This is a genomic window from Aromatoleum buckelii (genome assembly GCF_012910785.2).
GTDB lineage: Bacteria > Pseudomonadota > Gammaproteobacteria > Burkholderiales > Rhodocyclaceae > Aromatoleum > Aromatoleum buckelii.
The window spans coordinates 1,642,916-1,662,712 of record NZ_WTVH02000010.1 but is presented as its reverse complement, the minus strand read 5'-3'; the positions used below and the strand labels follow the sequence as shown (position 1 = coordinate 1,662,712).

General features: G+C 65.4%; 17 protein-coding genes. 12 read left to right on the top strand and 5 right to left on the bottom strand.

All coding sequences use genetic code 11. The features are described from left to right. Positions 1-2: 2 nt before the first annotated feature. Positions 3-1,253, bottom strand: a complete 1,251-nt coding sequence (lplT, locus tag GO608_RS18475) for a lysophospholipid transporter LplT (RefSeq protein WP_169198482.1) — start codon at positions 1,251-1,253, stop codon at positions 3-5. 178 nt (positions 1,254-1,431) lie between these two features. Between lplT and GO608_RS18470 the strand changes: the two genes are divergently transcribed. The 5 genes from GO608_RS18470 (at position 1,432) to GO608_RS18450 (ending at position 9,148) form a co-directional block, all read left to right on the top strand. Next, positions 1,432-2,352, top strand: coding sequence for a LysR family transcriptional regulator (locus GO608_RS18470; protein WP_169198483.1), 921 nt, complete (start codon positions 1,432-1,434; stop codon positions 2,350-2,352). Then, positions 2,352-3,719: a DNA repair protein RadA gene (radA, locus tag GO608_RS18465; RefSeq protein ID WP_169198484.1), complete on the top strand. Its 1,368-nt coding sequence runs from the start codon at positions 2,352-2,354 to the stop codon at positions 3,717-3,719. The genes GO608_RS18470 and radA overlap by 1 nt, the downstream gene beginning before the upstream one ends. A 156-nt stretch (positions 3,720-3,875) precedes the next feature. Beyond that, entirely contained in the window at positions 3,876-5,354 is a 1,479-nt protein-coding gene (locus GO608_RS18460) for a PAS domain-containing sensor histidine kinase (RefSeq protein WP_169198485.1), read from the top strand. A 3-nt stretch (positions 5,355-5,357) separates the two neighbouring features. Further along, positions 5,358-5,753, top strand: coding sequence for a response regulator (locus GO608_RS18455; protein ID WP_169198486.1), 396 nt, complete (start codon positions 5,358-5,360; stop codon positions 5,751-5,753). Between the two features lie 20 nt (positions 5,754-5,773). Then, the gene (locus tag GO608_RS18450; protein ID WP_169198487.1) at positions 5,774-9,148 is read left to right on the top strand and encodes an EAL domain-containing protein; all 3,375 of its coding nucleotides are present in this window, start codon (positions 5,774-5,776) and stop codon (positions 9,146-9,148) included. A 144-nt stretch (positions 9,149-9,292) separates the two neighbouring features. Here the strand turns inward: GO608_RS18450 and GO608_RS18445 are convergent, their stop codons facing one another. Beyond that, complete coding sequence (locus GO608_RS18445; RefSeq protein ID WP_169198488.1) at positions 9,293-10,150, bottom strand: class I SAM-dependent methyltransferase; 858 nt, start codon at positions 10,148-10,150, stop codon at positions 9,293-9,295. Positions 10,151-10,356: 206 nt separating this feature from the next. Between GO608_RS18445 and GO608_RS18440 the strand changes: the two genes are divergently transcribed. The 4 genes from GO608_RS18440 to GO608_RS18425 all read left to right on the top strand — a co-directional run bounded on the left by GO608_RS18440 (position 10,357) and on the right by GO608_RS18425 (position 14,539). Next, the gene (locus GO608_RS18440) at positions 10,357-11,352 is read left to right on the top strand and encodes an AraC family transcriptional regulator (RefSeq protein ID WP_169198489.1); all 996 of its coding nucleotides are present in this window, start codon (positions 10,357-10,359) and stop codon (positions 11,350-11,352) included. A gap of 90 nt (positions 11,353-11,442) precedes the next feature. Next, positions 11,443-11,952 carry a peroxiredoxin gene (locus GO608_RS18435; protein ID WP_169198490.1) on the top strand — a complete coding sequence of 170 codons (510 nt, stop codon included), beginning with the start codon at positions 11,443-11,445 and terminating at the stop codon, positions 11,950-11,952. Then, entirely contained in the window at positions 11,912-12,397 is a 486-nt protein-coding gene (locus GO608_RS18430; RefSeq protein ID WP_169198491.1) for an FKBP-type peptidyl-prolyl cis-trans isomerase, read from the top strand. The genes GO608_RS18435 and GO608_RS18430 overlap by 41 nt, the downstream gene beginning before the upstream one ends. Positions 12,398-12,469: 72 nt before the next feature. Continuing rightward, positions 12,470-14,539 (top strand): ABC transporter ATP-binding protein, encoded by a 2,070-nt coding sequence (locus tag GO608_RS18425; protein WP_169198492.1) that lies wholly within the window; start codon positions 12,470-12,472, stop codon positions 14,537-14,539. 98 nt (positions 14,540-14,637) lie between these two features. Here the strand turns inward: GO608_RS18425 and GO608_RS18420 are convergent, their stop codons facing one another. Next, on the bottom strand, positions 14,638-16,122 hold the full coding sequence (locus tag GO608_RS18420; protein ID WP_169198493.1) for a transglycosylase SLT domain-containing protein: 1,485 nt from the start codon (positions 16,120-16,122) through the stop codon (positions 14,638-14,640). A 105-nt stretch (positions 16,123-16,227) separates the two neighbouring features. Beyond that, positions 16,228-17,019, bottom strand: coding sequence for a hydroxyacylglutathione hydrolase (gloB, locus tag GO608_RS18415; protein WP_211159373.1), 792 nt, complete (start codon positions 17,017-17,019; stop codon positions 16,228-16,230). Between gloB and GO608_RS18410 the strand changes: the two genes are divergently transcribed. From GO608_RS18410 to dnaQ, 3 genes are read left to right on the top strand one after another with little or no spacing between them, the layout of a single operon-like run. Next, positions 17,018-17,758, top strand: coding sequence for a class I SAM-dependent methyltransferase (locus tag GO608_RS18410; protein ID WP_169198494.1), 741 nt, complete (start codon positions 17,018-17,020; stop codon positions 17,756-17,758). The two genes, gloB and GO608_RS18410, sit on opposite strands and share 2 nt — an antisense overlap. Then, positions 17,755-18,216: a ribonuclease HI gene (gene rnhA / locus GO608_RS18405; RefSeq protein WP_169198495.1), complete on the top strand. Its 462-nt coding sequence runs from the start codon at positions 17,755-17,757 to the stop codon at positions 18,214-18,216. The genes GO608_RS18410 and rnhA overlap by 4 nt, the downstream gene beginning before the upstream one ends. A gap of 38 nt (positions 18,217-18,254) precedes the next feature. Continuing rightward, positions 18,255-18,974: a DNA polymerase III subunit epsilon gene (gene dnaQ / locus GO608_RS18400; protein WP_169198496.1), complete on the top strand. Its 720-nt coding sequence runs from the start codon at positions 18,255-18,257 to the stop codon at positions 18,972-18,974. Positions 18,975-19,016: 42 nt separating this feature from the next. Here the strand turns inward: dnaQ and GO608_RS18395 are convergent, their stop codons facing one another. After that, complete coding sequence (locus GO608_RS18395; RefSeq protein WP_169198497.1) at positions 19,017-19,772, bottom strand: fused MFS/spermidine synthase; 756 nt, start codon at positions 19,770-19,772, stop codon at positions 19,017-19,019. Between the last annotated feature and the right edge of the window lie 25 nt (positions 19,773-19,797).

The window sequence follows — 19,797 nt, the reverse complement described above, 5'->3', positions numbered from 1 at the left end:
GCTCAGTGCTTGTGTTCATCGAGCAGCGCGACTGAATCGAATTCGCGCTGGTTCCGTTCGTGGTGGCACTTGACCATCAGCATCATTCCCGCGACGAACAGCCCGAACATCACGATGACGATGTGGATCGACAGGCCCGACATGATCAGCAGCGCGTAAAGGCCGGTCATCACCAGGATCGACAGGTTCTCGTTGAAGTTCTGCACCGCGATCGAGTGCCCGGCGCCCATCAGGATATGGCCGCGGTGCTGCAGCAGCGCATTCATCGGCACGACGAAAAATCCGGCGAGAGCGCCGACGAGCACCATCAGCAGCATCGCGAGCGTCGCGTGGGTGACGGTGACCATCGCCGTCACCACGAGTCCCATCGCGATTCCGAGCGGAATCACGTGGACGGAACGACGCAGGCTGATCATCTTCGCCGCCATCACCGCCCCCAGCGCCACGCCGATCGCGACCACACCCTGCAGCATCGACGCCTGCGAGAGATTGAATCCCAGATTGTGTTCGGCCCACTTGATGACAATGAATTGAAGCGTCGCCCCGGCGCCCCAGAACAGCGTCGTGACGGCGAGCGAGATCTGGCCGAGCTTGTCGCGCCACAGGAGCTTCAGGCAATGGTTGAAATCATGGATCAGGTAGACCGGGTTGTTCTTGAGCGGCTTGTGATCGACGCCGGTGTCGGGAATGTAGAAATTGAAGATTCCGCCGATCACGTAAAACAGGCCGATCACCGCGATCGTGGCGCTGAAGGTGCCGTCGACCAGCGGCAGCCCCAAGCTCGTGAGCCAGGCCGATGCATCGGGGCGAATGAGGAGACCGCCGAGCACGGTGCCGAGGATGATCGCGCCGACGGTCAGGCCTTCGATCCAGCCGTTGGCAACGACCAGCAGCCGGTGCGGGAGATATTCGGTAAGAATGCCGTATTTCGCCGGCGAGTAGGCGGCTGCGCCGAGACCGATCACCGCGTACGCGAGCAGCGGATGCGCGCCCAGGAACAGCATCAGGCACCCGCCGATCTTGATCGTGTTGCTGATCAGCATCACACGCCACTTCGGCATCGAATCCGCAAAGGCGCCGACGAACGCGGCGAGGGCGACGTAGGAAACCGTGAAGAACAGTTTCAGCAGCGGCTCGAATTGTTCCGGGGCCGCCATTTCACGGAGAAGCGCGATTGCAACGATCAGCAAGGCATTGTCGGCCAGCGCGGAAAAAAACTGCGCTGCCATGATGATGTAGAAGCCGAGCGGCATCGGAGGGAAGCGCCGTCACGTGAGTAAAGGGCGGTTTATATCACGCCAGGGCTGAAATGTTTTGATTCGAAACAAGGCTCCGCCTGTTCCGGGATCGGACCGTACCAATCAGGTGGCGACCGCAGCGACGGCATGTGGTTTAATACAGCGTATAAACACGATTTATGGAGAGGTGGGGATGGCAGATCGCAGGCTGCAGGTATTCAGCGCGGTGGCCAAGCACGGTTCCTTTACCCGCGCCGCCGAACATCTTTTCATGACCCAGCCGGCGGTCACGTTCCAGATCAAGCAGCTCGAGGAACACTTCAACACGCGACTGCTCGAGCGCGGGCACGGCAAGGTCACCCTTACGACGGCCGGCGAAGTCGTGCTCGCCTATGCCGACCGGATCCTGGACCTCTCGGAGGAGCTCGAGTCGCGCGTGTCGGAACTGACCGACGAGCTGGGCGGAACGCTGAGCATCGGCACCAGCACGACGATCGCCGCGTACTGGCTGCCGAAACTGCTCGAGCGCTTCAAGCATAAATATCCGCGGGTGATTCCACGAGTCGTGGTGGGCAATTCGCAGCTCACCGAGGACCGGGTCGCGGCGCGGGAGCTCGATCTAGGGCTGATCGAGATCGTGTCCGAACAGCCGGCGATCGAACGCTTCACCGCCGCGCGCGACGAATTGTTCGTGATCTGCCGCCCGGGCCACCCGCTCGCGTCGAAGACGCGGCTCACCGCGCACGATCTGCTCGAACACGCTTTCATTACGCGCGATCCGGGCAACGCGATCCGCGAACTGGCCGAGCAGTTCTTTGCCGCGGCCGGAATCGGCATCGACGAAGTGAACGTCTGCGCCGAGCTCGGCAGCCTCGCGACCGTCAAATATCTGGCTGGCGAAGGCATCGGCTTTGCGATCGCGTCGTCCGCCGCGATCCAGCGCGACATCCGGGAGGGACGCCTGGTTTCGGTGCCGCTTGAACCGAAGCAGTACACGCCGCTCGAAGTGATCATCCCGAAGGACAAGTTCCGCTCGGCCCTCATCACGACGTTTGCGGAACACGCCGTCGCGGAGCTCTCCGCGATGGCCGCAGCCTTGCCCGGACGCGAGTGATGGCGAAAGCGAAGACGGTCTTCAGCTGCACTGAATGCGGCGCGCAGGCGCCGCGTTGGCAGGGGCAGTGCCCGCAGTGCAAGGCGTGGAACACGCTCGTCGAAGCCGTGGCCGAAGCTGGCGGCGGCAGCCGGTTCGCGGCGCTGGCAGGCAGCACTGCGCAACTGCAGACGCTGGCCGAACTCGAGCCGCGCGAAGAGCCCCGCACCCCGACCGGGATCGACGAGTTCGACCGGGTGCTGGGCGGCGGGCTGGTGGCGGGCGGCGTCGTGCTGATCGGCGGCGACCCTGGCATCGGCAAATCGACGCTGCTGCTGCAGGCACTGTCGGTGCTGGCTGCGCGGCACAAGGCGATCTACGTCAGCGGCGAGGAGTCGGGCGAACAGGTGGCGCTGCGGGCGCAGCGCCTGCAGCTCGATCCCGCCGGCCTGCAACTGCTCGCGGAGATCAACCTGGAGCGGATCCTCGCGATGCTCCGCGACGAACGCCCGCGCATCGTCGTGATCGACTCGATCCAGACGGTGTATTCTGAAGTGCTGCAGTCGGCGCCCGGCTCGGTCGCGCAAGTGCGCGAATGCGCCGCGCAGCTGACACGCCACGCGAAGCAGAGCGGCACCTGCATGATCATGGTCGGCCACGTGACGAAGGACGGCACGCTGGCCGGCCCGCGCGTGCTCGAGCACATGGTCGACACCGTCCTGTACTTCGAAGGCGACACCCATTCGAGCTTCCGCCTGGTGCGTGCGTTCAAGAACCGCTTCGGCGCGGTCAATGAACTGGGCGTGTTCGCGATGACCGAGCGCGGTCTGCGCGGCGTCAGCAATCCGTCGGCGCTTTTCCTGTCGCAGCACAGCCAGCAGGTGTCGGGCAGCTGCGTGCTGGTCACGCAGGAAGGCACGCGTCCGCTGCTCGTCGAGATCCAGGCGCTCGTCGACGGTGCGCACAGCCCGAATCCGCGACGGCTGTCGGTGGGACTCGAACAGAACCGACTGGCGATGCTCCTGGCCGTGCTGCACCGGCACGCCGGAGTCGTGTGCTTCGACCAGGACGTGTTCGTCAATGCCGTCGGGGGGGTGAAAATCGCCGAGCCCGCCGCCGACCTCGCAGTGTTGCTGGCGATCGTGTCGTCGCTGCGCAACCGCCCGCTGCCACGTGAGCTGGTGGTGTTTGGTGAAGTCGGGCTGGCGGGCGAAATCCGCCCGGCGCCGCGCGGCCAGGAGCGGCTTCGGGAAGCGGCGAAGCTCGGCTTTACCACTGCGATCATCCCCAAGGCGAACGCTCCCCGACAGGCGGTCGGCGAGATGCGGGTGATCGCGGTCGATCGCATCGAGGAGGCGATCGACCGCGCTCGCGAGCTCGAAGGCTGAGGGGCGCGCGCGCATCGGCTCGTTCGCCGGGCGCGATTTGTTACGGTCCGGCGTCCCGTTTCTAGCGGTTATTGAATAAGCTGTGCACCGTAGCCGCGGTTCGCTTTCGAGCAGGGGATCCCCGCGCGGCCGGCGTGCCACCTTCCGGAGCGAGCGATGCCCGACCAGGTCGATTACAGATGGATCGCGGATGACCCCGATGCGTTGATGATGCTCGATCACGCGGGCAAGGTGCTGGAGTGGAACGACGGCGCCGAGCGGATGTTCGGCTACTCGCGCACGGAGGCCGTCGGCACGAGGATCCACGAGCTCGTGACGGTGCCGGGCAGCGAAGCGGAGCAGGACCATTTCATCGCCGAAACGATCGAACTCGGGCGCGGCACTTTCGAGGCCTTGCGCCGGCGCAGCGACGGCACGCTGATTTACGTCGTCATTTCAGGCAAGGTCGGGCAGGGCGGGCCGGGGGAGCTGTTTCTGCTGTTTTCGGAAAAGGACGTCACGCAGCTGAAAGTGCAGCGCGACAGCAAGTCGCTCGAATCGAAGTTCCGGGAACTGCTCGATTCGATGCCGGACGGCATCGTCATCGTCAATCCCACGGGTCACATCCTGATCGCGAACAGGCAGGCCGAGTGGCTGTTCGGCTACGAGCGCGACGAACTGCGCGCCCGCCCGATCGAGGACCTGCTGCCGCAGCGTTTCCGCGGCGCGCACAAGGGGCATCGGTCGCATTACTTCTCGGCTCCCCGTACTCGGGCGATGGGTGCCGGGCTCGAACTGTACGGCTTGCGCAAGGACGGAACGGAGTTTCCCGTCGAGATCAGCCTGAGTCCGTTGAAGACCGAGGAAACGCCGGTCGTCATGAGCGCGATCCGGGACGTCAGCGAGCGCCGGGGTTTCGAGCAGACGTTGCAGGAAAAGAATCTCGAACTGCTCGCCGCCAACCGCGCGAAAGACCACTTCCTTGCCAGCATGAGCCATGAGCTGCGCACGCCGCTCAACGCAGTCATCGGCTTCACCGGCACGCTGCTGATGAAGCTGCCGGGCGAGCTCAATCCCGAGCAGACCCGCCAGCTGGAGATCGTCCGCAACAACGCGCGCCATCTGCTCGCGCTGATCAACGACCTGTTGAATCTCGCCAAGATCGAGGCCGGCAAGATCGAACTCAATTTCGAGCTGATCGACTGCGGCGCGCTGGTCGGTGAAATCGCTGCCTCGCTGCGTCCGCAGGCGCTGTCGAAGGGGCTCGAACTGATCGTGGCTATGCGCTCGGACCCGATCGTCGTCGAAACCGATCGGCGCGCCCTGAGTCAGATCATCATCAACCTCGTCGGCAACGCCATAAAGTTCACCGTGCACGGCAGCGTCCGGATCGACCTGGCACTCGACAAGGCGGGCAAAAAGCGCGAACTCGTGCTGTCGGTCAGCGACACCGGACCGGGAATCGGGGAACAGGAGCTTTCCTCGTTGTTCGAAGCTTTCGTCCAGGGACAGGCGTCGCGGACGAAGGGAGTGGAAGGCACCGGTCTCGGGCTGCATCTGAGCCGCAAGCTCGCCGTGTTGCTAGGAGGCGAGCTGAGTTGTACGAGCACGCTGGGTACAGGCAGCGTCTTCACCCTGACTTTGCCGGAGCCCTGAAAAGTGGCCGCACGAATACTCATCGCGGAAGATCATCCTGCCAGCCTCGAACTGCTGCGCTACCTTCTCTCGGCAAACGGTTACGACATTCTTTCGGCCGAAGACGGGGAGGCAGCGCTCGAGCTGGCGCGCCGCCACCCGCCGGATCTGATTATCTGCGACCTACAGATGCCCAAGAAGAACGGCTACGAAGTGGTGGGGGAGCTCAAGAGCGACCCCGCCCTGGCGCAGATCCCGGTTGTCGCAGTCACCGCGTTTTCGATGATCGGAGACCGGGAGCAGGTGCTCGCCGCAGGGTTCGACGGTTATCTGTCGAAACCGATCGAACCGGAAGAGTTTGTCTCACTGATCGAACAGTATCTGCCGCTGTCGCTGCGCCAGCAGCACGGCGGCCGGTGATTGGGGGACGGTACCCGAGCATGGCTACTATCGCCGTCGTCGATGACATGCCTGACAACCGCGAGTTGCTGGCGACGATTCTCAAGGCCTTGAATCATCGCGTCATCGAGGCGGCCGATGGTGCCGAGGCGCTTCGGCTGGTGCGCGAGGAAAAGCCGGCGCTGGTGATTTGCGACATCCTGATGCCGCAGGTCGATGGCTACGAATTCGTGCGGCAGCTGCGTGCCGATGCGGCGATCAGCGAGACGCCGGTGATCTTCTACACCGCCTACTATCTAGAGGACGACGCGCAACGGCTCGCCAACGCATGCGGAGTTGTCGATATTCTGATCAAGCCGTCCGATCCCGAAGAGATCATCCGGGTGGTGACGAAGGCGCTCGAGCAATCGGCGAGCGCGCCGGTCGCGACCCTCCCGGAGCCCGAGTTCGACCGCCGGCACCTGCAACTGATGACCGGCAAGCTCGCCGAGAAAGTCGCGGAACTGCAGGCGGCAAGCGACAAGCTCGAGGCGCTGATCGAGCTCAATCTGCAACTTGCGTCGCAGCGTGATCTGGCCCAACTGCTCGACCACGTCTGCAAGCGGGCGCGGCAGCTCATCGGCGCGGACTATGGCAGCCTCGTCGCACGCTGTACGGACAGCGAGGCGCTGGCATACACCGTCCATTGCGGCATTCCACCGGAAGTTGTCGCGACGATGGGAGCGGTGCAACTTGAGGAGGGCCTGCTCGGCAGGGTCTATCGCGAGCAACAGGCGGAGCGTTACGAGTTTCCCGGCGAGCGCGGCGTCGAAACCGGCTTGCCGGCAGGGTATCCGCCACTGCGTTCCATCGTCGCCGCACCGCTCACGTCCCTGACCAAGGTTTATGGCTGGCTGTGCCTCGGCAACAAGCAGGGGGAGGGCGGTTTTACCGCGGACGACGAGAAATTGCTGCGCATCCTCGCGGCGCAGGTCGGACGGATCTACGAGAACGGCAGCCTGTACCGGCAGGTAAGCGGGCACGCCCTCGAACTCGAAGTCGAGATCGTCGCCCGCGAACGGGCACAGCGGCATTTGAGCTCGCAATACGAGGTGGCGCGCATCCTCGGGGAAGCAGTGAGCTTTGACGAAGTCGCGCTGAAGGTATTGCAGGCGATCTGCGCAAAGCTCGATTTCGCGGCGGGGGCGTTGTGGAAGGTGGATGAGCCCGGAGGGGTGCTGCGCTGCCTCGGAGCGTGGTGCCAGCCGACGGAACTGTGCGGCGAATGGGTGGCGAAGACATGCCGGATGGTGCTCGAACCCGACCGAGGGGCTCCCGGCAACGTCTGGTCGTCGCGCCGGCCGCTGTGGCGTTCGCGAATCGAACCGAATCCGGGTTGCTCCTGGACCCTAGAGGCACTCGACGCAGGGCTGCACTCTGGAGGCGCGTTTCCAATCGTCGTGCGCGGGGAGGTCGCGGGCGTGCTCGAGGTCTTCAGTCGCGAATATCAGGATGAAGATTCGCGACTGACCGATACCCTGGCTTCGCTGGGCGGCCAGATCGGGCAGTTTCTCGAACGCAGCGAGCAGCAACAGCGCATTCGCCGCCTCACGCGCGTGTATGCCGTTCTGAGCGGCATCAACTCCGCGATCGTGCGCATTCACAGTCGTGACGCGCTGTTCGACGAGGCTTGCCGCATCGCGGTCGAGGAGGGGGAGTTCGGCATCGCGTGGATCGGCGAACTCGATCCGGCGACGATGCAGGTTGCGGCGGTGGCGTGGGCCGGAACCGACGATGCGGTTGCGGCCCGGGAACTCGCCGCTTCCACCGCGGGAGAAACCGGCGATCCGGTCGGAGAGGCGGTGCGCAGCGGAGTTCCGGTGTTCATCAACGACATACCGGCATCAGGGGCGAGCATGGCAGGATTGTCCGAAGCGCAGCGCTACGGATACCGCTCGAAAATCGCGCTGCCGCTTTTCTCCGAAGGGAAGGTCGCGGCGGTACTGGTGCTCTATGCCGCGGAGCCCGGTTTTTTTGCCGGCGACGAACTGCAACTTCTTGGTGAACTGGCCGGCGACGTGTCGTTCGCGCTCGAATTCATCGCCAAGAAGGACCGCCTCGCGTTCGTCGCGTACCACGATCTCCTCACCGGCATGCCGAATCGCGCCCATCTGCTCGAACACTTGGCCCAAGCGCTGCAAAGCGTTCGGCAGCATCCGGGCGAGCGTCTGGCGGTCGTGGTATGGAATATCCACCGCTTCCGCAACATCAATGAAACCTTCGGCCGCCAGGTCGGCGACGCGGTGCTGCGCGAGGTCGGGCAGCGGCTGAGCGCAGCGTGGCCCAATCCGCTCGATGTCGCCCGCATCGCCGTCGACCACTTCGCCGGCATCGTCAGCGACAACCGGCAAGTCACCGAAATCGCACACCTGATCGAGCAGTTCGCTGTCGACGTCTTCGGCAGATCGATCCTGGTCGGCGACAACGAACTGCGCGTGGCCGCGTCGGCGGGGATCGCGGTCTCGACTGGCGAAGACCAGGACGCCGACACCGTGCTCAGGAATGCCGAGGCGGCGTTGCGCAAGGCCAAGGGCTCGGGGGTGAACTACCTGTTCTACGGGCCGGAAATGAATGCCCGCGTCGCCGAGTCGCTGATGCTCGAGAATCGCCTGCGCCAAGCCCTCGAGCGCGACGAATTCGTGCTCTATTACCAGCCGAAAGTGTCCGGGGCGACCGGCCTCGTCACCGGACTCGAAGCCCTGATGCGATGGAACGACCCGACGGTCGGCCTGGTGCAGCCGGACAAGTTCATTCCGATCCTGGAAGAGACCGGGATGATCCTGCAGGTGGGATTATGGGCGATCCGACGGGCGCTCGCCGACGCCCATGATTGGCGGGAAACGGGGATCGATCCGCCGCGCATTGCCGTCAACGTGTCCGCGATCCAGCTGCAGCAGAAGAACTTCGTCGAATCCGTGCGCTGCGCGGTCGAGGACGCCAATGGCGATGCGCGGCATGTGGATCTCGAGATCACCGAGAGCATGGTGATGACGGAGATGCAGGAAAACATCGCGAAGCTGACCGAGATCCGGCTCATGGGCGGAGACATCGCGATCGACGATTTCGGCACCGGGTACTCGTCGCTGGGCTACCTCGCGAAGCTGCCGGTGGGCGCGCTGAAGATCGACAAGTCGTTCATCGAGACCATGGCGACGACGCCCGAGAGCATGACGATCGTCGCGACGATCATCTCGCTCGCCCATTCGCTGGATCTGAAGGTGATCGCCGAGGGCGTCGAGGAGGAAGAGCAGGCGAAATTCCTGCGCCTGTTCAAGTGCAACGAGCTGCAGGGCTACCTGATCAGCCGGCCGCTGCCTCCCGACCAGGTTGTGGACTTCCTGCGCAGCCGGAAAAGGCTCGATCACAAGAGCCATTGAATCCGTTGCGTTTTCCGCTCGTTGCCGTCTCGCCTGCTTCGGCCCCGTTTTCGACCCGTCCGTTGTCGCGGCTAGGATGCCCGGCGCGCATCGTGCCGGGCACCGGGCAAAAAACGTGGGACGGGTGTGTTTTACGCCGCTGCGCTACTGCCGCATGACTACTACTTCGAGATATTCACCTGGAATCACCAGCGAATCCGGCCCCGCCGTATTGCGGGATTCGAGCAGTTGCAGCAGGTCGGCGTGAAGCCGCGCCTGCCCGTCGCCGTCCAGCGCTACGAAGGCCTTGTGCGTCGGGCCGTAGTAGGTGCGGAAGACCTCGATCCAGTGCGCGGGGGAGCGGAAGCGGAAGTTGAACGACCGGCGCGCGCAGCGGATGTCGGCGGCGTGGGAACCGAACAACTCGACGAGATACGGTTCATCGCCCCACCGCAACGGCGAGCGGACGCCGGCCGGAGGCGGAACGTGGGTGCCGATGACGCGGAACAGTTCGCCGATGAATCCGGCCGGAGTCCAGGCAGCAAGGCCGATGCGCCCGCCGGGGCGAACCATGCGCAGCAATTCGCCGGCACTGCGGTCGTGGTCGGGGGTAAACATCACGCCGAACGTTGACAGCGCGACGTCGAAGCTGCTGTCGGCAAAGGGCAGCGCTTCGGCGTCGGCGACGCGGAAGTCCACCGCCAGGCCATCGGCGCGTGCACGCCCGGCGGCCTGGTCGAGGAGGTGCGGCACGTAATCGATCGCGGTCACTTCGGCGAAGCGCCGTGCCGCGGCCAGCGTTGCATTGCCGTTGCCGGCGGCCACATCGATCACGCGTTCGCCCGCCCGCAGGTCGACGGCTTCGGCCAGCAATTCGCCGACGATCTGCAGGCGCGTGCCGATGAATCCGTAATCTCCGCTTGCCCAGGTCGCTTGCTGACGCAGCTTGATCGCTTCGAGGTCGGGTGGCGGTGGAACCGCAATGGACTGGCTGGAGGGGCACAGGGCGGTGGGTGCGTTCATGATGATCTCCTGTCGAGGGGGAAAACCGGTCCTCTCCGGGCCCGGGTCGGCGCGGCGAGCATCACCTTCCGACGCAGTCATTCTTTCGCCGCGCTGCGTTTGATGCTTCACTGAAAGTCGGGCAAATTTGCTCGTGCGTCCGCAGTTGACTGCCGGTCGATCCGAAGGCACTGCGCAGCCCGGGCATTGCCGACCGGAACAACACCATGAGCCGAGATCCGCTGTCCGATCTGTTGCGTGCCGTTCGCCTGCGGGGCGCGGTCTTCTACTACGTCAGCTGCTGGGAGGACTGGGCCGCCGAAGCGCCTCCCGCGCGTGAAATTGCGGCGGCAGTGCTGCCCGGCGCGGAGCAGGTCATGGAGTTCCACATGGTCGCGAAGGGCGCCGGCTGGGCCGCTGTCAGCGGGTTGACGCCGGTGTGGCTCGGGGTCGGCGACATTGTCATGTTTCCCCACGGCGACGCCCACGTCATGTCCAGCGCTCCGGACGTGGAACCTGTACGGCTGGACGCCGACTGGGTTTTCGCCATGCGGCACGAACCCCGGCCGATGCCCGTCGCCTATCATCGGGGCGTCAGGGAACCCGGCTCGGCGGCACCGGTCGCCGACGCCGACACGATCCTGGTGTGCGGATTCCTCGGCTGCGACCTGCGGCCGTTCAATCCGCTGTTAGCTGCCTTGCCACGCCTGCTGCACCTGCCGGCGGCGCGCGCCGGAGGGGCCATCGCAGGCGTCATCGACCAGGCGGCGCAGGAGTCGACGCAGCGCCGTCCCGGCGCTGACGCGGTGCTCGAACGCCTGGCCGAGATGATGTTCGTCGACACCGCGCGGCGCTATCTCGACGGCCTGCCGGAAGACGCGACCGGCTGGCTGGCCGGTTTGCGCGACTGCTACGTCGGCCACGCCCTTGCTCTCCTGCATGAATACCCCCAGCGTCCGTGGACGATCGATGAACTCGGCCAGCAGGTCGGGCTGTCCCGCTCCGCGCTGCATGAGCGGTTCGTGCAGTTCCTCGGCGAACCGCTGATGCACTATCTGGCGAACTGGCGCATCCAGGTCGGTTCGCGCCTGCTGCGCGAAACCGGCCGCAACGTCGCCTCGATCGCGCTCGATGTCGGCTACGAATCGGAAGCTGCGTTCTCGCGCGCCTTCAAGCGTCTGGTCGGCCTGCCGCCCGCGACCTGGCGTCGCCGCGCCCGTTGAAGACTTTTCAGGGCGCTGCGGCCCGCTCCGGTTACCGGTAGAGTTCGCTCCGGCTCTCCGTTAGAATCTTTCGCACGTCAGGGGGATCACATGCTGCAGATCGGTGAGATGGCGCCAGCGTTTTCATTGCCGGATGCGGAGATGGAGGTTTTCGACCTCGCCGCGGAACGCGGCAGGCATCATGTGGTCCTCTACTTTTATCCGCGCGACAACACCCCGGGATGCACGCGCCAGGCGGCCGACTTCAGCGATCACGAAGACGACTTTGCCCGTCATGACTGCATCGTGGTCGGTGTGAGTCCCGACGATTGCCTGACCCACGCCGAGTTTCGCGACCAGCACGGGTTGTCGGTACGTCTGCTCTCTGACGTCGAGAGGGAGGTCTGCCGGCTCTACCACGTGTGGCAGCCGAGGGAAGTCGACGGTGTGAAGAAGATGGGGGTGGTGCGGACGACTTTCGTCATCGACAAGGAAGGCGTCATCCGCCACAAGCTCCAGGACGTTTCCGCCCGCGGCCACGTGGCGGGGGTTTTCGAACTGGTCAGGAAACTAACAGAGAATGCACATGGAAATCGTCAAGAACAGCGTGGTAACGCTTAACTACACCGTCGTCGATCCGGACGGCAACATGATCGACGACGGTCAGCAACCGCTGGTCTACCTCCACGGCGGCTACGACGGCATCTTCCCGGCGCTGGAAGAAGCGCTGCACGGCAAGAAGGTCGGCGACCAGGTCAAGATCAAGCTGCAGCCCGAAGACGCTTTTGGCGACTACGACGAAGAGCTGGTGCTGGTCGAGGAAGTCGGCCAGTTCCCCGACAACATCGAAGTCGGCATGTCGTTCGAACGCGTCAGTGACGACGGCGAAGAGGAGATGATTTACCGCATCACCGACATTGCCGAAGGCAAGGTCGTCGTCGACGGCAATCACCCGCTCGCCGGCACGGCCCTCGTGTTCGATGTCACCGTCGCAGAGGTGCGTCCGGCAACTGCCGAAGAACTCTCGCACGGTCACGTTCACGGGGCCGGCGGACACCACCACTGATGATTCGCTGATCCCGCACGAAGGGGGCCGCGCAAGCGGCCCTTTTCCTGTCTGCTCCGTTATCCTGTGACGATGACCGCAACGATCGAGAAAACCGGAAGCCCTGCTGCCGAACCCCCGCGCGAGCTGCACGGGCCGTTGCTGGAGGTGAGCGAGCTGCGTGTGCTGATCGGGCCGGATGAAAGTCCGGTGCGTCCGGTCGACGGCGTGGGGTTCTCGATCGCGGGCGGCGAGACCTTCGCGCTGCTGGGCGAATCGGGCTGCGGTAAATCGATGACGGCGCTGGCGCTGCTGCGCCTGCTGCCCGACGGCGGCCGCATCGCGAGCGGCGAGGTGCGCTTCGCCGGGCGGGACCTGCTGCGCCTGACCGAGGCACGCATGCGCCAAGTGCGCGGCGGGCAGATCGCGATGATCTTCCAGGAGCCTTCGACGAGCCTCAACCCCGTGATGACGGTGATGAGCCAGATCGGCGAAGTGCTCGTGCGCCATCGCGGCCTCGAAGGTGCTGCAGCCCGTGCCGAAGCGCGTCGACTGCTCGAATCGGTCGGGATTCCGGACGCCGGGCGGCGCCTCGACGACTACCCTTTCCAGTTTTCCGGCGGCATGAAGCAGCGGGTCATGATCGCGATCGCGCTCGCCGGCGAGCCGGAGCTCCTCGTCGCCGACGAGCCGACGACTGCGCTCGACGTCACGATCCAGGCGCAAGTGCTCGATCTCCTCGCCCGCCTGCAGGCCGAGCGCGGCATGGGAATGCTGTTGATCACGCACGATCTCGGCGTGGTGGCACGGATGGCGCAGCGAGTCGGCGTGATGTATGCGGGTGAACTGGTCGAAACGGGAAATCGCACCGATTTTTTCCGCCGCCCGCTGCACCCGTATTCGCGCAAGCTGTTCGCGGCGCTGCCGACCGACGTGCAGCGCCAGCGTCCGCTCGCGGCGCTTGGCGGCAACGTCCCGGCGCTCGACCGCGACTTCGTCGGCTGCCGTTTTGCCGACCGCTGTCCCGAAGCCTTCGACGTGTGCCGCCGCGAAGCGCCCGTCTGGGAGCAGCGGGACGGGCAGGCGGTGCGCTGTCATCTTTATTCGGCTGGCCGGAGCGCGGCCGCGATAGCGGCAGCGACAGCGACACCAGCAGCAGCCGCATTCACCCACACTGCGCGTCGCCAGACGCCCGCGCCGCTGCTCGACGTGCGCGACCTGAAAGTGCATTTTCCGGTGCGAAAAGGCCTTTTGCGACGCGAGGTCGGAAGCGTCAAGGCGGTCGACGGGGTTAGCCTGACGCTGGCCCCGGGCCGGACGCTGGCGCTGGTCGGCGAGTCCGGCTGCGGCAAGACGACGGCCGGCAAGGCGATCCTGCAGCTCGTCGCGCCGAGCGCCGGCGAGGTTTTTCTCGACGGCGTGCCGATCACCGGACTGTCGCGCGCGGCGCTGCGGCCATTGCGCCGCTCGTTCCAGATGGTGTTCCAGGATCCGTTCGCGTCGCTGAACCCGCGCATGCGCGTCGGCCAGATCATCGAAGAAGGCATGCTCGCGCTCGACGTCGAGCCTGACCGACAGGCGCGTACGCGGCGCATCGACGACCTGCTGCAGCGGGTCGGACTCACCCCGGCGATGAAGTTGCGCTACCCGCACGAGTTTTCCGGCGGCCAGCGCCAGCGCATCGCCATCGCCCGTGCGCTCGCGGTATCACCGCGGCTGCTCGTCTGCGACGAGCCGACGAGCGCGCTGGATGTGTCGGTGCAGGCCCAGATCCTCAACCTGATGCACGAGCTGCAGGGCGAGTTCGGCCTCGCGTACCTGTTCATCACGCATAACCTCGGCGTCGTGAGCTGGCTCGCGCACGACGTCGCGGTGATGTATCTCGGCCGCATCGTCGAGCGCGGCCCGGTCGAACGCGTGCTCGCCGCGCCCGCGCATCCCTATACCCGCGCGTTGCTTGCGGCGGTGCTGCGCATCGACGACGAAGCCTCAGACGTCCGGTCAGCGCCTCCGGGCGACGACCTGCCGTCGCCGCTCGATCCGCCCGCCGGCTGTCACTTCCATCCCCGCTGCCCTCATGCGACGGACATTTGCCGCGCGCAGTATCCGGGCGAAACGGCTCGTGGCGCAGGCCAGGTCGTCCGCTGCCACTGGCCACGCTGAGCGCGACAGCAGTCGAAGTTTCGGGCTTCCGGCTGTTCCGCCACTTACCTTTGCCGCCGCAATGCATTGCGAGCGAACGATCGGCCCACGCTCTGTCCTCAGCGCTGGTTTTTTTGCGGCTGCTTCTTGCCCGACGTCGATTTCTCCGGTCCGCCGCTCATTTTTTTCGCTGCTGGCGCGGTTGGAGTTTTCCTCGTCGCAGTCCCCGCGTTTTTGCCAGCCGCGCGCTTGGCGCCGTTCTTCGCCGCGGGTTTCGTGCCTTTCGTCGCGGTCGACTTGTCCGTGCCCTTCGCATCCATCCTGACGGTCTTGCCGCCAGTCAACCGCGGGACGATCGAGTGCGCGGGGGAGCCGGCCTCTTCGAGCACATCGCCGGGCTGATTGCCTGGATCGACGCCGTCAGGGACGAGCAGCGAGTAGCCGGCGCTTACACGGCTGCGCGCATCGAGCCGGTTGATCTGGTAGAGCTGGTTCAGCGACAGGCCGAAAGCCCGCGCCACGGAGGCGAGCGTCTCGCCGCGCTGCAATTCATAGGTGCGCCACTGCGTCCCGTTGCGCTGATGTTCGGCGAGCCGCAGCTGGAACTGTTCGGCGCGATCGACGGGCACGACAAGCGCGCTGCCTTCGGTGACGGCCGGACGGTTGTGGCTGGGGTTCAGGGCGAGGAACTCGTCGAGCGGCATTCCGGCAAGGCGGGCCGCGGTCGCGAGTTCGATCGTCGCGGGAGCGTCGACGGTGACGAAGTGGGGGCTGTTCGGCACGTAGGGAAGTTCAAATCGGTACAGCTCGGGCTGTGCGACGATGTTCTTCAGCGCCTGCAGCTTGGGTACATAGTTGCGTGTTTCCCCGGGCATGCGCAGGTGGCTGTATTCGGCCGGAAGCCCCTCGTCGAGGTTGCGCTGAATCGCGCGGCCGACCGCACCTTCGCCCCAGTTGTACGAGGCGAGTGCCAGATGCCAGTCGCCGTGCATGTCGTAGATCGTCTGCAGGTAGTCGAGCGCCGCGGCGGTGGAGGCGATCACGTCGCGCCGCTCGTCGACCCATGTGTCCTGTGTGAGGTTGTAGTTCCGCCCTGTCGAGGGGATGAACTGCCACAGCCCGGACGCGTGCGAGCGCGAGTAGGCCATCGGGTTGTAGCTGCTTTCGACCATCGGCAGCAGCGCGAGCTCGGTCGGCATGCCGCGGCGTTCGAGCTCGTCGACGATGTGGTAGAGATAGCGCCCGCCACGCTCGAAAACCTTTTTCAGGAAACCCGGGCGGTTGATGTAGAAAAGCTGTTGTTCGGCAACCACCTCGCTGTCGAGGTCCGGCATGCCGAAACCGCGGCGAATGCGGTCCCAGATATCGTTGGCGTCACGCGTGAGGTCGAGCGTGAGCACGCGCAGCGGAGGGTCCGTCAGTTCGAGGACCGGCCCGCGAGGCATCTTAAGGCCATCCGGAGCGGCCTCATCACTGACGACGAAGCTGGTCGCGTCCGGCTCCGGCGAGAGACCCGGCGCCGTCGAATCGGCAGACGCCACGACAGCCCCCGAAGCGATGCCCAGGAACACGAGAAACAGGAGGCTTGCGAAACGAATCGCCATTGAGCCGGCGCCCCGGGAGAGGAAAAAAGAGGGTGGACTCTAGGGCAGGGGCGGGGGGGCGTCAAACCGGTGTCGACGCCGCCGCGCGGACCTCGGTTTTTCGCGTCAGAAAACGTCCTTCCAGGCCCTCAGCGCGGTGAAGCATTCGAGCGAGTCGCGCGGGCGCCAGCCGGTGCGGTCGGCGATCACGCCCATCACTGCCGGTTCGCCCGTGCGCAGGAAGGGGTTCACGCGCCGCTCGCGTTCGATGGTGGTCGGCAGCGTCGGCTGCCCGGCATCGCGCCGCGCCTCGCATTCGACGAGCCATTCGTCCCGCTCGGGATTCCCGGGGTCGGCGACACGCGCAAACGCGAGGTTGGCGAGCGTATACTCATGGGTGCAATACACGGCGGTGTCGCCGGGCAGCTCTGCAAGGCGGCGCAGCGAAGCATGAAGTTGCGCAGCGGTTCCGCCGAGCAGCCGTCCGCAGCCGGCGCTGAAGAGCGTGTCACCGGGAAACAGGAGGCCCGGCGCGAGATAGGCGATGTGGCTCGCGGTATGGCCGGGCACTTCGAGCACGCGAAAGCGGATGCCGAGCCGATCGAGATTGACTTCGTCGCCTTCGGCAACCGGATTGTTCACGCCTTCGATGTCTGCCGTAGCCGGGCCGAATACCGGGATGTCGCGGCTTGCGATCAGCTCGGCGACGCCACCGACGTGATCCGCGTGGTGATGGGTCAGCAGGATCGCGCAAAGGTCGAGTCCCTGCGCCGCGAGACCGTCTTCGACGACTGCCGCGTCACCCGGGTCGACGACTGCTGCAAGCTGGCCGCGACGCAGCAGCCACAGGTAGTTATCCCGGAACGCCGGGAGAGGGATAATTTCGATGCTGCCGATTTTTGAGTGCTGATCGTTCATGTCCATCCTCAGTCTGTCGGACTGGCTTGAAACCCCGCAGGGACAATACCTGCTGCAGTGGGAGTCGGCCAAGTTCGACGTCATGGTGGCCGATATTTTCGGCTACAACGCAGTTCAGATCGGGCTGCCCGAGCACGAGTTCCTGCGCGGCAACCGCATGCCGTTTCGCTTCCGTTGCGCGCGGCTGGGCGAGGCCGAAGTGATGTCCAACGCTGAAGCGCTGCCGTTCGCCACCGCCACTCTCGATCTGGTGCTGCTGCCGCACGTGCTCGAGTTTTCGCCGAACCCTCATCAGGTGCTGCGGGAGGTCGAACGCGTGCTGGTGCCCGAAGGCAACGTCATCATCAGCGGTTTCAACCCGCTCAGCCTGTGGGGCGTGCGCCGCCTGCTGGCACGCGGCAACGGGGCATTCCCGTGGCGCGGACAGTATCTGTCGGTGCGCCGCACGAAGGATTGGCTCGCGCTGCTGGGATTCGAAACCCAGTCGGGCAGTTTCGGCTGCTACGCGCCCGCGGTCACGAGCGGAAAATGGCTCGAACGCTGGCGATTCATCGACAAGGCCGGGGATCGCTGGTGGCCGATATTCGGCGGCGCCTACATCCTTCAGGGAATCAAGCGGGTGCAGGGAATGCGCCTGATCACCCCCAACTGGCGCGATCGTCGCGCCACAGCCAAACGGCTCTCGCCGGTGGCCCAGCGGGGGCGCCAGGTGACGGGCGGAGTACAAAAGACTAAATGACCGATCAAATCGAAATATTCACCGACGGCGCCTGCAGCGGCAATCCGGGACCAGGCGGCTGGGGCGCAATCCTGCGCTCGGGGGAGCACGAGAAGGAAATCTGGGGTGGTGAACCGCACACGACGAACAACCGCATGGAACTGCTCGCGGTGATCCGGGCGCTCGAACTGCTCAAGCGTCCAGTCGTCGCGCGCGTGCATACCGACAGCCAGTACGTGCAGAAAGGCATCTCCGAGTGGATCCATGGCTGGAAGGCGCGTGGCTGGAAGACCGCGGCAAAGACGCCGGTGAAAAACGAGGATCTGTGGCGCGCGCTCGACGAAGCCGCGAGCCGTCATCAGGTGCAGTGGGTGTGGGTCCGGGGGCATGCCGGCCATGTCGAGAACGAGCGCGCGGACGAACTCGCCCGTCGCGGCGTCGACGCGGTGCGCACGCAGGGCACGACTGTCGCAGGCTGAAGCTTCGGCGGCGCCTGGAACAATATTGGGGAAAACGCATGAGACAGATCGTCCTCGACACGGAAACCACCGGCCTCGACTGGCGCAACGGCGACCGCGTCATTGAAATCGGCTGCGTCGAGCTGCTGAACCGCAACCTGACGGGACGGCATTACCACGTCTATATCAACCCGGAGCGCGGCATCGATGCCGAGGCGATCGCGGTGCACGGCATCACCGAGGATTTCCTCGCCGACAAGCCGACGTTCAGCGCCATCGCGGCCGAGTTCGAGGATTTCATCCGCGACGCCGAACTGATCATCCATAACGCGAACTTCGACGTCGGCTTCCTGAACCACGAGCTGTCGCGGCTCGGGCGCGGAAAGCTCGACAGCCTTTGCGCGGGCGTCATCGATACGCTGAAGATGGCGAAGGAGCAGAACCCGGGCAAGAAGGCGTCGCTCGACGCGTTGTGCGACCGACACCAGATCGACAACGCGTCGCGGACGCTGCACGGCGCATTGCTCGACGCGGAGTTGCTCGCCGAAGTCTACCTGGCGATGACGCGCGGCCAGGAGAGCCTGATGATGGTGCTCGAAGAGCCCGTGCCGGGCAGCGCCGAAGCCGGCGGCGTGCTCGTCGATCGGCCTCCGCTGAAAGTGCTCTGCGCAAGCGGCGAGGAACTGGCCGAACACGAGCGGGTGCTGCAGGACATCGTGAAAGGGACGAAAGGCACCTGCCTGTGGATCCCGCCGGCGCATGAAGCGGCAGCCGCCTGACAGGGCGGGCAGAGCGAGGGCCTGAAGCGACCGCAGGCGCAGCTACAGGATCAGCCGGCCGCCCGGCAGACTGCCAGCCTGTTCGAGCCGGGCGACGGTCGGGCCGAGGTCGAGGCCGGTGCGGTCTTTCAATGCCCGGGCACGTTCGCGCAACTCCGTCACCGGCACTGCGATCTCTTCACCTTGCGCGCCGAATGCGACGACGTTGCCGCTGTCGCACGAGGGAAACGCGATCGCGCGGTTCTCGAACGCGTCGATGATCCGCTCGACGCTGGCGCGAAACCCGCGCGACCGGCCGAAGAGGTTCGTCGACATCAGTCCCGCGTCCGACAGGCGCGCACGCGCCGCGGCGTAGAACGGCGCAGTGTCGAGCGCGCCGGCGCGTGCGTGGCGGTCGAAGCCATCGACGAGAATCAGGTCGAAGCGGCGGTCGGTTTCGATCACGTAACGGGCGCCGTCGCCGATGTGGATCGAAAAGCGTGCGTCCTCGTCCGGCAGGCGGAAGAACTGGCGTGCAGCCGCGACGACCTGCCGTTCGATTTCGACGACCTGGATACGCGTCTGCGGGCAGTGGCGATGCACAAAGCGCACCAGCGAGGCAGCGCCGAGGCCGATCACCAGCGCGGTGCGCGGCCACGCCTCGGCATCACGCAGCAGCAGGCCCGCCATCATCTCGCGCGTGTAGGCGAGTTCGAGTGCATGCGGCCGGCGGATGCGCATCGCACCCTGGATCCATTCCGAGCCGAAATGAAGATAGCGGACGCCGCGGTCTTCGCTGATGTCGATCGGCGTGCTCACTGGAGCACCCTCGCGCTACGCGCGG